A 12,760-nucleotide genomic window follows, 5' to 3' on the forward strand; every position below is an offset into this window, starting at 1 on the left:
GTCACAGCTCCCGTACGGCGAGGAGGTCTTCGGCTCGGCTCCAGGTGACGACCGGCCCGTCCCGGCACAGCAGCAACGGGCCGAGCTGGCAGTGGCCGCAGTGACCGGTCCCGCAGTGCATGGTGCGCTCCAGGGAGATCCGGATCCGGTCCGGAGCGAGCCCGCGGTGCACGAGGTCGCGGGCGGCTCCCCGGATCATCACCTCGGGCCCGCAGAGGAACGCAGCCGCCCCGGCCGGGTCGAACCGGGCCCGGTCGAGGAGGGCGGTCACCACGCCGACGTCCCCCTGCCAGCTGTCGCCGGGGCGGTCGACGGTGATCTGGACACGGGCGCCGGCCGCCCGCCACCGGTCCAGGTCCCGCGTGCAGAGCAGATCGCCGGGCGTACGGGCCCCGATGAGGAGGTTCAGCCGGCCGTACCGGTGGGGCGCGGCGAGCGCCTGGTGGACGAGTGGCCGCAGCGGCGCCAGGCCGAGGCCGCCGGCCACGATCACCAGGTCACGTCCGGCCGCGGTGGGCAGGTCCCAGCCGGTGCCGAACGGCCCGCGTACGCCGGCCGTCTCGCCCGGTTGCAGGCCGTGCAACGCTCCGGACACCGCCCCGACCGCGCGGATCGTGTGGGTCAGCCGGCTCCCGGCGATGCCGCTCAGGGACAGCGGGATGTCGCCGACGCCGAAGGCGTACACCATCGCGAACTGCCCGGGTACGAAGGGCGGCAGGGCCGACCCCGCGGGTTCGAGGACGATCTCGGCGGTGTCGGCGGTCTCGTCCCTGCGCCCGACCACCCGGTAGGGCAACGGGGTCAGGGCGGGACCCGTGGCCGTCACGGCGCTTCACCACCGGCCACGGCCGTCCTGCCGCCGGGTGGCCCGTACAGGTCCAGAAGGCGGGTACGGGCGGCACGCAGCCGTCGGCCGATCGCCACGGCCGCGACACACCGGGTGACCGCCAGGCCGAAGGCGGGGTCCTCGTCGATCGCGGCGCGCACCCGGTGCGCATCGAACTCGTACGCCTCCACATCGCCTCCGGTCCGCGCGCCCAGGTGCCAGCGGTAGGGCTCGAACAGCCATGACCAGCCCAGCAGTTCGCCCTCGCCCAGGGTCTCGACGACAAGCGCACCACGGCCCGGCTCGTGCACGTCGAGGACGACGAGACCGGTGCGGATGATCCAGAACCGGTCGGCCGCGCCGCCCTCCTCGAAGAGGCGGACACCGGCTCGCAGGGAGACGTCGCGTGCGAAACCCATCAGCCGGTCCCGGTGTTCGGGCGCCAGAGCGCCGAGGATCCTGCGTTCCGGTGCCGTCATGAGCGGGCTTCGCCCCGTGCCGCTCCTGCCGCACGCTCCGCGTTCAGCGCGTGGGCCTCCTCGGTGATGTCGATGCCCACCGGACACCAGACGATGCACCGGCCGCAGCCGACGCAGCCCGAGCTGCCGAACTGGTCGTACCAGGTGCCGAGTTTGTGGGTGGCCCACTGCCGGTAGCGGCTGTGGCCGGACGCCCGCACCGGTCCGCCCGGCAGATGGGAGAACTCCAGGTCGAAACAGGACTCCCAGCGGCGCCACCGCTCGGCGTGGTCCCCGCTCAGCTCGGTGACGTCCTCGGCCGTGGTGCAGAAGCAGGTCGGGCACACCATGGTGCAGTTGCCGCAGGTCAGACAGCGCGAGGCGACATCGTTCCAGCGGTCGGCCTGCAACGTGTCACGCATCAGCGTCTGCAGGTCCACCAGGGGCATGCTGCGGCCCATGCGGCCGGCCGCCTCGGCGACCCGCTGCCGGGCCGTCTCCCCCGTCTCCTGGTCCGGGGGCCGGCGGGGGAGCTCGGCCAGCACCGCGGTGCCTTCGTCGCTGCCGGCCCGCACCCAGAACCGGTGGTCGCCGTCTTCGACCACCTCGGTGAGCGCCAGGTCGTAGCCCCGGTCCACGGCGGGCCCGGTGCCCATGGACGTGCAGAAGCAGGTGGCGCCCGGATCCGTGCACTCCGCCGCCACCAGGAAGGCTCGGTCCCGACGGGCCCGGTAGCGGCTGTCGGTGTGCGGCCCGCCGGCCAGGACCCGGTCCTGCACGGCGATGGCCCGCAGATCGCAAGGACGCACTCCCAGGAAGGCGTACGACGGCGGTGGGGAGTCGTCCGTGGTCACCACCAGCGCGCCGTCGGAACCGCGGTCGGCGGTCCACTGGCGCTCACGCTGCGGGTGCAGAAACGTCTTCCAGGACTGCGGCCCCGCACTGTGCGCGAACGCCGCGCCGTCCTCGCGCGGGCACAGCCGGTACCGGCCCGCCTCCAGCTCCACGCCCCAGCCGTACGGCAGTTCGTCGCCGCCGGCGATCTCGGCCAGCACGATCGCACCGTCGCGCACGGTCGGCCCGATGACGGTGCGGCCTCGTGCGGCGAGGACGCGGATCAGCGCGTCCAGCCCGTCCGTGCCGATCACCGCGGTGGTGTCGTTGCCCGTCATCGCCCGCCTTCCGGCACGGATCGTGTCAGCGCCGCCAGTATGTGCCGTCCTCGTCCCCGACGGCGGCCCGACGGTCCCCGCGTGCTCCATCCGGCCCTCTCGCTCCCCCGGACGGGTCGGCCGGCCGGGCGCGGGCGCGCTGCCTGGTACTCGCCGGGCGACACGGGGCAGACATCGGATCATGGACGTCTCTGCCGCCGCGCGGATCGCCGTCATCGGTGTCGGCAACGACTACCGGCGCGATGACGGCGTCGGCCGGGCGGTCGTGACCCGCCTCGCGCGACGAGGGCGGTATCGACCGCTGCCCCGCGGCGTCACGCTCATGTGTACCGACGGCGAGCCCACCCGGCTGATCGCCGCGTGGGAGGACGCCCGCCTGGCCGTCATCGTGGACGCCGCTCACGCCCGCCCTGCCCGGCCCGGCCGCGTGCACCGTCTCCGTGTCGATGGTGATCTGCCGCAGACGCGCTGGGGGGAGACCAGCTCGCACGGCTTCGCGCTGGGTGATGCCGTCCAACTCGCCCGCGCTCTGGGCCGGCTGCCGGGAGCGTTGCTCGTCTACGCCGTCGAAGCAGCCGACACCCGCCTCGGTACCGGGCTGTCGCCACCGGTCGCGGCCGCGGTCGGGCCGCTCGTCCAGCGGATCGAGGAGGACCTCGTGCGGCATGCTCCGGCCGGTCGGTGAGCCGCCCGCCGTCCCCGAACCGTGCCTCAGTCGTGGGGGACCACGGCCACGGGGCAGGCCACATGGTGGATCGCTGCGTGCGCCACGGGGCCGACGCGGGGCGCGAGCGGTGGATGGTGCCGCCTGCGGCCGACCACCAGGAGCTCGGCCCCCGAAACCGTCTGCACCATGGCCCGGGTCGGGCTCTCCGGCAGCACGGTCACCTCTACCGGCACCTCGGGGAAGCGCGCACACCAGGGGCGCAGGCTCTCCCGCAGTTCTTCGTCCGCTTCCGCGGTGACTTCCTCCGCGACGCCGGGGGCGACCCCCCAGGGCGCGTAGGCGTGCACGGGGAGCGTGCGTCCGTGCACGGCCTGCAGGGGAAGTCCGCGGCTCACCGCCGCGTCGAACGCGAAGGCCAGCAGGGGTTCGCACGGCCCGTTCAGGCTCATGCCGACGACGATGCGCGGCGCGGGCCGAGGGACGGGGTCCGCGAATTCCGGCGGCGTCGGATGCGTGCTCCAGCCCCCTCGAACGAGGACGACCGGTCCTTCGGCCCGGCCGACGACATCCAGGCTGACGTCACCGAGCACATAGCTCTCCCACGCCGTGAGTGCCCGCGACCCGAGCACCAGCATCCGTGATGCGGCCGCCGCGCGCAGCAGCGCCGGCTCGGCCTCGGATCCCACCAGATCCTCGATGATCTGCAGCTGGGGGTGGTGGGCACGGACCTCGTCCAGAGCCCGGTCCACGACCTGCCGCGCCCCGGCGTTCTGGTCACGGTCGGGCGGAGTATCCGGCGCCTCGGCGGCCAGCAGAATCCAGGCATGGAGAAGACGCAGCACAGCATTCCGCCGTTCCGCTTCGTCAGCCGCCCACCGTGCGGCGGCCAGGCTCTCCACTGAACCGTCGAGCCCAACGGTGATCGATTCCGGCTCCATGGCTGTCCTTCTTCCGGGCGTGGTGGTGCCGGGCGCGCACCTGCCCCCCATACCGACCCTGCTGGACTCCCCGCCCTTCGAGGAATGAGCCGATGGGCGCCGTCGAAGGGCCGAACGGCCCCCTGTTCTCCCGCCGCGTCCCAACGTGCTCGTCCGCCCTCGGTCAGTACCGTGGAGAGTGTGGCCGTGCCCCCGGCGGCCACCGCGGAGGGTGCCGTGGGCGACGAAAGACCTGGCCGGGCCGAAGACGCTCCGTCGCGCCTCGGCGCGCTGCCCGACGACTTGCAAGAGCGTCTGCGGGCCGTGGGATGGAGCACGGGCGGACCGTCTTCTCTCCTGCTCGAAGCGGTGATGTCCGTGGGCAGGGGGCTGGAGCTGTCGCAGGTGCTGCGCCGCATCGTGGAGGCCGCCGTCGCCCTCGTGGACGCCGAGTACGGGGCGCTCGGCGTGATCGGTGACGACAACAGTCTCTCCCAGTTCCTTCCGGTCGGGATTTCCGAGGAGCAAGCTCAGGCCATCGGCCCCCTCCCGGCCGGCCACGGCATTCTGGGTGAACTGATCCGCCACCCCGCACCGCTGCGGCTGGCCGAACTGGGCGAACACCGCGCCTCGTACGGATTCCCGCCGCACCACCCGCCGATGCACTCCTTTCTCGGGGTACCGATCCGGGTCCGCGACAAGGTCTTCGGCAATCTCTACCTCACCGAGAAGCGTGGTGGCAGGGAGTTCGACGCCGAGGACGAAACGGTGCTGTCGACTCTGGCCGTGGCGGCCGGTGTGGCCATCGACCATGCCCGTCTGTACGAGGAGGCGCGCTATCGGCAGCGGTGGCTGGAGGCCAATGGCGAGATCGTCGCCGGCCTGCTGCCCGGGGCGGGCGAGACCGACGTCCTCAAAATGATCGTCGACCATGGCGTGCGCATTCTCTCCGCCGACCTCGGCGTGCTGGCCCTGCCGGTCGACGGCGATCACCTGAGTGTGGCTCTCGCCGTCGGCGTGGATGCCGAGGCGCACCGGGGCTTGGTCCTCCCCCGCCACGGATCATTCGTCGGGGCGGCGCTCACCGCCCGTAGCCCCTTGATCAGCCTTGACGTCGAGCACGATCCCAGAATCACCATCGGCCCGCCCCGCTGGATGGGGCTGGGGCCCGCCGTCGCCATCCCGATGCTGACCGGCGAGCGTGTGCGCGGTGTGCTGTTGCTGTGCCGGCTCCACGGCCGCAGTCCCTTCACCGAGCCGGAGACCGCGCCGTTGCTGACGTTCGCAGGCCACGGGGCCCTCGCCATGGAGATGGCCGACCAACGACGCGACGCCGAACAGCTGACGCTGCTCAGGGACCATGAGCGTATCGCCCGTGACCTGCACGATCTTGCCATTCAACGGCTCTTCGCCACCGGCATGACCCTGCAGAGCGCGCTGCGTTTCGTCGATCATCCCGAGGCCGCCGAACGGCTGCTCCGGGCCGTGGACGATCTGGACGAGACCATCAAGATCATCAGGTCCACCATCTTCGGCCTCCGCACCCATGGCTCCGGCCGGGCCGCCCGCGGCATGCGGGTCCGCATGACCACCTCGGTGGAAAGGGCGGCCGACACACTGGGGTTCAGGCCGTCCCTCCGCATGGAAGGGCTCCTCGACACCGAGGTGCCGGCAGAGGTCGCGGAGCAGGTGCTGGCCGTGGTCGGCGAAGCCCTGTCCAACACCGCGCAGCATGCTCACGCCAGTGCGGTGGACGTGTCCCTGAGCGTCCGCGATCGGAAGCTGACGCTGACGGTCGAGGACAACGGGGTGGGCATCCCCCCTGACGGGCGGCGCAGCGGCCTGCGCAATCTGGCCAAACGGGCGGAGAGCATGGGCGGCGAGATGTCTGTCGAAGCACCGGCGGAAGGCGGCTCCCGCCTGGTGTGGTGGGTGCCGCTGCCTCGGGATGACGCGCCCGCGCACCGCACGGCTCAGCCGTGAGGGCCACCGGTCGGCGCGTCCGGCGCCGGGGCGGCCTGGGTGGCGAGGACCGCCGCCTGGATGCGCCGTTCGACTCCGAGTTTGGCCAGCAGGCGGGAGATGTGGTTCTTGACGGTCTTCTCGGAGAGATAGAGCCGCTTGCCGATCTGCCGGTTCGTCAGCCCTTCGCCGATCAGCCCGAGGATCTCCCTCTCCCGTGGTGAGAGGCTCGACAGCGCGTCCGTCTCGGGCTCCTCGTCGGAGTCCTCGCCCCGCAGCGTGCTCATCAGCCGCGACGTCGTCGCCGGGTCGAGCATGGAGCGGCCGGCGGCGACCGTGCGCACCGCGGCGACCAGATCTGTCCCCTTGATCTCCTTCAGTACGTAGCCGGCCGCACCGGCCATGATCGCGTCGAGCAGCGCATCGTCGTCGTCGAACGAGGTGAGCATCAGACAGGCCAGCCCCGGCAGGCGCGAGCGCAGCTCCCGGCAGACGGAGACACCGTCCCCGTCCGGCAGCCGTACGTCGAGCACCGCGACGTCCGGCCGCAGCGCCGGGCCCCGGGCAAGCGCATGGTCCGCCGTACCGGCATCGCCCACCACCTCGATGTCGGGTTCGGCGTCGAGGAGGTCCTGCACACCGCGGCGGACGACTTCATGATCGTCGAGCAGGAACACGCGGATCGGCCGCTGCGGTGAGAAGGTCGGTACGTCGGTCATGCTGCCCTCCGGACCGGATACGAGGGATGTCCTCCGCCTTTCACCATCGTGCGGCGTCCCCGGCCGGCCCGCCAGGGCCGAACGGTCCCGGGCCTGCCGTGCCCGCGGCACCGGACCGTCCCCGGATGGGGCCGTTCGGCCCTCACCTGCGTTCTTCAAAGCGTGCCAAGGTCAAAGGAGGCGAGAGGGGTGCCTCATGCCTCTGACGATGCTTCGCCGGCGGTGGCGGAACAACCCGCTCAGACGCGGGACGGACACAGCGGAATCCTGGATGCTCCTGACCACTGCCGTCCTGATCGCCGTGACGGCGCCTGCCGCCGGGGTGGCGGCCGCGAGTGCTCTGGACGCCTCTGCCCAGCGGCAGGGGCAGGGAGGACAGAGCGTGTCCGCCGTCCTCACGGAAGATCCCCCCGCGCGCATCGGCGTGGATTCCGCGGGCGGCGCCGGGGGCCGGGTCCACGCCACGGTGCGGTGGACGGCCGCGGACGGCACGGTACGAACGGGAAAGACGGCCGTGGCGCCCGGTCTGCGGGCGGGCGACCGGACCACCGCATGGATCGACCGGCACGGAGCCCTGCTGCGGGACCCCGCCACTCCCGAAGGCGCCATCGCCGAAAGTGTCGCGGTCGGCACCGTCGCCGCATCCGCCACGGGTCTGCTGCTCATCGGCGCGCACAGGGCCGGAGTCGGCCTGCTGAACCGCCGACGCTACGCCCAGTGGGAGAAGGACTGGACGGAAACGGACTTCCGGTGGCGGCACCGGCAGTCCTGAACCGAGACGGCTCGGTGAGTCCCGGGGCCGGCCCACTCCCCCGCGTTTCCACGCCGAGCACGACCCCTCGCGACACGTAAGCCGTCAGCTCGCACGCTTCGACCGCAGGCTATGCCCGCTGCCGGTACGGGGCCTCATGCCGATGGGTGAGACGACTGACCACGGCCGTCACGCCGTCGACCTGCCGCGCCATCCGTACGGCGATGGCCACTGCACCACTGGTCTCCAGCCGGCCGCTGAGCGTTACCATTCCTTGACTCACCACCACGTCCACGCTCTGCGGGCTCAGCCACAACGCCCGCACCACGATCTCGTCGACGATCTCGTCACGGATGTCCGCATCCGGACGGGCGAAGATCTGCAGCACGTCGCGCCGGGTGACCATGCCGACCAGACGTGCCTCCTCATCCACCACGGGGAGCCGCTCGATCCCGCTCGTGCTCATGAGGCGGGCCGCGCGCACCACGGAGTCGTCGGCACGGACGGTACGGGCCGGAGCGGACATCACCGCTTCGGCGGTGAGCACGCCGTCCGTGGCCGTGGTGCGCCGGTGGCGTCGCAGATCCGTGGCGGAGACGACTCCGATCACCCTGTCCTCGGCATCCACCACAGGCAGGCCGTTGATGTCGTACTCCACCAGCCAGCGGGCCATGTCATCAGCCGGTGTTCCGCTCCGTGCGCTGACGACATCACCGGTCATCACGCTTCCGACGCGTCGACGCTTCATCTCGGCCCCGCTCTCCGCTCGTGCCCGGGCCTCATGGAAGCCGGCGCAGGTAGGGGTCGGGGGCGCGGCGGGGCAGCAGGCGGACCCGGACGTCCACGGCGGTGACTCCGTCCGGCCTGGCGATGACCGGATTGCATTCGGCCTCGGCGAGTTCGGGGAGGTCGTCGGCCATCCGGGAAAGACGCGCCAGCACGTCCTCCAGCGCGGCGACGTCGGCCGGGCCGGTGCCCCGGTGGCCGTAGATCCATGCCGCACAGCGCGGTGCGGTGAGGAGTTCGTGGATATCGGTGTCGGTGAGCGGGGCAAGGCGCGCCGCGTGGTCGGCCAGCAGCTCGCTGGTGGTGCCGCCGAGGCCGAAGACGACCAGGGCGCCGAAGACTTCGTCCTGGACGATGCCCGTCAGCAGTTCCGTGCCGGGGGCAGCCATCGGCTGGACGACGATGTCGGTCACGGCTGCCCCGAGACGGGCCGTCAGGTCACGGTAGGCGGCTCGTACCTGCTGCTCGCCGTGCAGGTCGAGGAGAACGGCGCCCCGCTCGCTCTTGTGGACGAGATCGGGCCCCTGGGCCTTGAGCACCGCACCACCGCCGGGTCCCGCAAGCCGCGCGGCGGCATCGACGGCTTCCTGCTCGGTGGCGGCACATGCCTGGCGCAGCCGGGGAATGCCGTAGTGGGCGAGGAGTTGGCCGGTCGCCCGCGCATCCAGCCAGCCGCCCGCCGGCGCTCCGGCGAGAAATGCTGCCACCAGAGCCCGTGCACCTGACGAGTCGACGCCGGCCGGCTCCACCACACTGCCCTGCGGTCTGGCCAGCCAGCGTGCGCGCTCGGCGGCGTGGAGAAGGGCCCGCGCTGCCGATTGCGGTTCGCCGAAGGACGGCACCGTTCGTCCGTCCTCGGCCGGGAGCAGCCGGACGCGCTCCGCCTGATCGAGCCGCACGACGACGACAGGCCTGGCGGTGCGGACAGCCGGTGTCCGGGTGGTCAGCCCGGTGCACAGATCGGTGCCGACGGCGGTGGCCGGTGCGGTCGGCACCAGGGCGGCCAGGACACCGTCGACCGCTCCGGATTCCGCGAGGCGGTCCACGCAGCCGCTCAGTGCCCGCACGCTCACCGTCGGCGTGAGGTCGACGGGATTTCCGGCACCGGCGCCTCCCGGGAGCAGGGCAAGCAGCTCTTTCACCAGATCCGGCGGCAGTTCGGGGACGGTCAGTCCCGCGTCCACGCAGGCGTCCGCGGCGAGCACGCCGGCCCCGCCGGCGTTGGAGACCACGGCGACCCGTCCGCCTGCGGGCAGTGGCTGGGAGTGCAGCAGTGCCGCGGTGTCCAGCAGCTCGCCGAGGGTGCGGGTGGCGATGATGCCGGCCTGGGAGAACAGCGCCCCGCGGGTCATCGTGGCGGTCGCCGCGGCCGCGGTGTGCGAAGCGGCCGCGCGGCGGCCCGCTTCGGAGCGCCCGGCGTCGACCGTCAGAAGCGGCATCCCGCGCGCGACGCGCCGGGCGGTGCGGGAGAAGGCACGGGGATTGCCGAAGGACTCCAGGTGCAGCAGTGCCAGATCGGTCCGGCCGTCACACTCCCACCACTGCAGGAGGTCGTTGCTGCTGACATCGCGTTTGTCGCCGAGCGAGACGAAGCTGGAGACACCGATGCCCAGGCGGGAGAGTCCGTCGAGGAGCGCGATACCGACGCCTCCGGACTGCACGGCGACCCCGGCGGTGCCCGGCAGGGGCTTGGTGACGGCGAAGGTCGCGTCCATGCGGACCGGCTCTTCCGTATTGGCGATGCCCAGACAGTTGGGGCCGACCATCCGCATGTCCCAGCGGCGGCAGGCCGCTGTCAGTGCCGCGCTCTGCCCCGCATCGAGTCCGGATGTCACGACCACCAGCGCTCCGACGCCGGCTCTTCCGCACTCGACCGCGGCCTCGGGGACAGCGGTTGCCGGGATGGCGATCACGGCGAGATCGGGCGGTCGGGGGAGGCGGGCGACACACGGGTACGCGGGGATCCGCAACACGGCGTGGGCATGCGGGTTGACCGCGTGGAGGAGACCTGCGAAGTGTGCCTCGCGCAGGTTGTGCAGGATGGCCCGCCCCACCGACCCCGGCCGGGTGCCGGCTCCGATCACCGCGATGGAGCGGGGGCGCAGCAGCGGCTGCATGCTCGCGGTATCGGCGGTACGGGCCCGGAGGTCCACTGCCGAGAGGTATCGCTCATCCGGTGCGAGCCGGATGATGCCGCGCACCGTGGTGCCGTCGACGTGCCGGGTGAACCGGAGGCCGAGGTCGGCGAAGACCTTGTGGATGAGGTGGTTGTCGGCCAGTACGTCGGCGGTGAAGACCGCGATCCCCCTCTCGCGGGCGGTGTGGGCGAGGTGTTCCAGCAACAGCGTGCCGACGCCGCGGTGGTGGAAGTCGTCGGCGACCGCCAGGGCGATCTCGGCAGAGGCGGGGTCGTCCGTGGTCTCGTACTCGGCGACGCCGACCAGCCGGTCCCCGTGCACGGCGACCAGGGTGCGGTGTCCGGGCCCGGATGGCGCACAGAGCCGGTCCGCGGCCTGCCGGCCCGAACGCCGGCTCATGGCGAAAAACCTGCTGCGCAGACTGTCCTCGGACATCTCGTGGTAGAACCGCAGTACCTGTCCGCGGTCCTCCGGACGGGCGGGGCGCAGCCGGACCGTGCTTCCGTCGGCCAGCAGTGCGCAGACCTCGTGCGTGCGCGATGCGGTGCGTGTCATCGGGATGCCCTTCCGCAGGGTCCTGAGTCTCACCTTGGGCTGTGCCGCCCCTGGCGCACGAGGGCCGTCCGGTGCTGTCCGCGGGGACCGACAGGCCCTGCCTCACGCCTGCCCCGTCGTCCCCGGGCCGCCTCACCAGGGCGGGCCCGCCGGGGCAGGACTGGGGCCCGTGACATCGAAGGCCACGTCCACGACGCCCTCGACCGCCCGCACCAGTCGGGCCGCGACGGGGAGGAGCGCGGTGTCGCGGACCGTGCCGTGGAGGGAGACCACCCCGTCGGTGACGGTGACCTCCAGATCCTTCGCAACGTCACCGAACAGCCGGGGGACGATCTCCGCACGTACTTCCTCCGCCAGGTCCTCGTCGGAGCGCAGAAAGACCTTCAGCAGGTCGGAGCGGCTGACGATGCCCTGCAGCAGCCCGGTGCCGTCGACCACGGGAAGCCGTTTCACGGACTTGAAAGCCATCGTCCGCGCCGCCTGGGCAATGGTGTCACCGGCGTGCACCGTCAGGGCGGGCGAGCTCATCAGCTCTCCCGCCGTCAGGGCACCGGCCTTGCGTACGTCGTCCAGCCGGCGCAGCTGCTCCATACGGTCCGGCTCCGACTCCCGGAACTCTTCCTTCGGCAGCAGGTCTGCTTCGGAGACCACGCCGATCACCCGGCCCTCCCCCACGAGCACGGGCAGCGCACTGACCTTCCACTGCTCCATGGTCTCGACGATCTCCTTGAACGGCGCTTCCTGACCGATCGCGACCACGGTCTGGGTCATCACATCGCTGACGGTGTGCGGAGTGTGCTCCATGACGCCTCCTCGGGACGGGCCCCGTCGCACGGCCGGATGCGACACCTCCAGCCTGCTGTCGTGGGCCCGTGCCGGGCAGGGGCCATCCGGCCCGAACACTGCCGGTCGGCCGGCCCTCGCCCCCTTCCCTTCCGGCTCCGTCGCGAACGGTCGCACACACCGGCATCCACCGGTCCGGCTGCCGCCCAGCGGCTCCGCACCGCGCGGTCACCTCTGCCGGCCCGCCACCGGCGGCTGTGCCCGGGCGGACGCCGCGCCGGTCACCTCGAACTCCACGTCCACCACCCCCTCGACCGACCGCACCAGGCGTGCGATCACCGGGATGAGCGAGGTGTCCCGGACCTGCCCGCTGAGGGTGACGACCCCGTCGGCGACCGCGACCCGGAGGTCCTTGGTCGGTGCCGCGAACAGCGCGCCCACGATGTCCCGGCGGACTTCCTCAGCGAGGTCTTCGTCCGAACGCAGAAAGACTTTCAGCAGGTCGGCACGGCTGACGATGCCCTGCAGCACCCCGTGCCCGTCCACCACAGGCAGCCGTTTGACGGACTCCTGCGCCATCATCCGTGCGGCCTGGGAGAGGGTGGCGTCGGCACGCACGGTCAGGGCAGGGCTGGTCATCAGCTCCCCCGCCGTCACCGCTTCCGCCCTGCGAACGTCGTCGGTCTGCCGCAGCTGCTCCAGACGGCCGGGCTCCGACTCCCGGAACTCCTCCTTCGGCAGCAGATCGGCTTCGGAGACCACTCCGACCACCCGGCCCTCCCCTGCCAGCACCGGCAGAGCGCTGACCTTCCACCCCTCCATGGTCTCGACGACTTCCTTGAACCGCGCCCCCCGGTCGACCGCGGCCACGGTCTTCGTCATCACGTCCCTGACGATGTGCGGAGTGTTCAACATGACGCCTCCTCATGCACGGGCGGCGTCACGTGGCCGTCCGTGACCTCTCCAGTGTGAAATGCACCGAGCCGGGCGGGCAGGGGCCTTCCGGTCCCTTTCGCGGCCGATCAG

Annotated in this window: 12 protein-coding genes; 3 read left to right on the forward strand and 9 right to left on the reverse strand. The window is 72.1% G+C overall.

Going from position 1 to position 12,760, the window contains the following annotated elements:
• Position 1: 1 nt before the first annotated feature.
• From ABZ851_RS20975 to ABZ851_RS20985, 3 genes are read right to left on the reverse strand one after another with little or no spacing between them, the layout of a single operon-like run.
• Positions 2 to 826: an FAD/NAD(P)-binding protein gene (locus tag ABZ851_RS20975; protein WP_361129650.1), complete on the reverse strand. Its 825-nt coding sequence runs from the start codon at positions 824 to 826 to the stop codon at positions 2 to 4.
• Positions 823 to 1,305 (reverse strand): cyclic nucleotide-binding domain-containing protein, encoded by a 483-nt coding sequence (locus ABZ851_RS20980; protein WP_361129653.1) that lies wholly within the window; start codon positions 1,303 to 1,305, stop codon positions 823 to 825. The genes ABZ851_RS20975 and ABZ851_RS20980 overlap by 4 nt, the downstream gene beginning before the upstream one ends.
• Entirely contained in the window at positions 1,302 to 2,456 is a 1,155-nt protein-coding gene (locus ABZ851_RS20985; RefSeq protein ID WP_361129656.1) for a 4Fe-4S dicluster domain-containing protein, read from the reverse strand. The genes ABZ851_RS20980 and ABZ851_RS20985 overlap by 4 nt, the downstream gene beginning before the upstream one ends.
• A 181-nt stretch (positions 2,457 to 2,637) precedes the next feature.
• Between ABZ851_RS20985 and ABZ851_RS20990 the strand changes: the two genes are divergently transcribed.
• Positions 2,638 to 3,141, forward strand: coding sequence for a hydrogenase maturation protease (locus ABZ851_RS20990; protein ID WP_361129659.1), 504 nt, complete (start codon positions 2,638 to 2,640; stop codon positions 3,139 to 3,141).
• A gap of 26 nt (positions 3,142 to 3,167) precedes the next feature.
• On the opposite strand, the gene ABZ851_RS20995 is transcribed toward ABZ851_RS20990, so the two are convergent.
• Positions 3,168 to 4,061: a universal stress protein gene (locus ABZ851_RS20995; RefSeq protein ID WP_361129662.1), complete on the reverse strand. Its 894-nt coding sequence runs from the start codon at positions 4,059 to 4,061 to the stop codon at positions 3,168 to 3,170.
• An 84-nt stretch (positions 4,062 to 4,145) separates the two neighbouring features.
• Here ABZ851_RS20995 and ABZ851_RS21000 point away from each other — a divergent pair, with 84 nt between their 5' ends.
• Positions 4,146 to 6,023: a GAF domain-containing protein gene (locus ABZ851_RS21000; RefSeq protein WP_361129665.1), complete on the forward strand. Its 1,878-nt coding sequence runs from the start codon at positions 4,146 to 4,148 to the stop codon at positions 6,021 to 6,023.
• Here ABZ851_RS21000 and ABZ851_RS21005 read toward each other — a convergent pair.
• Entirely contained in the window at positions 6,014 to 6,721 is a 708-nt protein-coding gene (locus ABZ851_RS21005; RefSeq protein ID WP_361129668.1) for a response regulator transcription factor, read from the reverse strand. The two genes, ABZ851_RS21000 and ABZ851_RS21005, sit on opposite strands and share 10 nt — an antisense overlap.
• Before the next feature lie 271 nt (positions 6,722 to 6,992).
• Between ABZ851_RS21005 and ABZ851_RS21010 the strand changes: the two genes are divergently transcribed.
• Positions 6,993 to 7,493, forward strand: a complete 501-nt coding sequence (locus ABZ851_RS21010) for a hypothetical protein (RefSeq protein ID WP_361129671.1) — start codon at positions 6,993 to 6,995, stop codon at positions 7,491 to 7,493.
• Positions 7,494 to 7,602: 109 nt separating this feature from the next.
• Here the strand turns inward: ABZ851_RS21010 and ABZ851_RS21015 are convergent, their stop codons facing one another.
• The 4 genes from ABZ851_RS21015 to ABZ851_RS21030 all read right to left on the reverse strand — a co-directional run bounded on the left by ABZ851_RS21015 (position 7,603) and on the right by ABZ851_RS21030 (position 12,649).
• Positions 7,603 to 8,220 (reverse strand): CBS domain-containing protein, encoded by a 618-nt coding sequence (locus ABZ851_RS21015; protein WP_361129674.1) that lies wholly within the window; start codon positions 8,218 to 8,220, stop codon positions 7,603 to 7,605.
• Positions 8,221 to 8,251: 31 nt separating this feature from the next.
• Positions 8,252 to 10,951: a GNAT family N-acetyltransferase gene (locus ABZ851_RS21020; RefSeq protein WP_361129677.1), complete on the reverse strand. Its 2,700-nt coding sequence runs from the start codon at positions 10,949 to 10,951 to the stop codon at positions 8,252 to 8,254.
• Between the two features lie 132 nt (positions 10,952 to 11,083).
• Positions 11,084 to 11,755, reverse strand: coding sequence for a CBS domain-containing protein (locus ABZ851_RS21025; protein WP_361129680.1), 672 nt, complete (start codon positions 11,753 to 11,755; stop codon positions 11,084 to 11,086).
• Between the two features lie 207 nt (positions 11,756 to 11,962).
• A complete protein-coding gene (locus ABZ851_RS21030) occupies positions 11,963 to 12,649 on the reverse strand; it encodes a CBS domain-containing protein (protein ID WP_361129683.1) in 687 nt (228 codons plus the stop codon).
• Positions 12,650 to 12,760 lie beyond the last annotated feature (111 nt).

It is taken from the genome of Streptomyces sp. NPDC047049 (genome assembly GCF_040643995.1).
Taxonomy (GTDB): Bacteria; Actinomycetota; Actinomycetes; order Streptomycetales; family Streptomycetaceae; genus Streptomyces; species Streptomyces mooreae.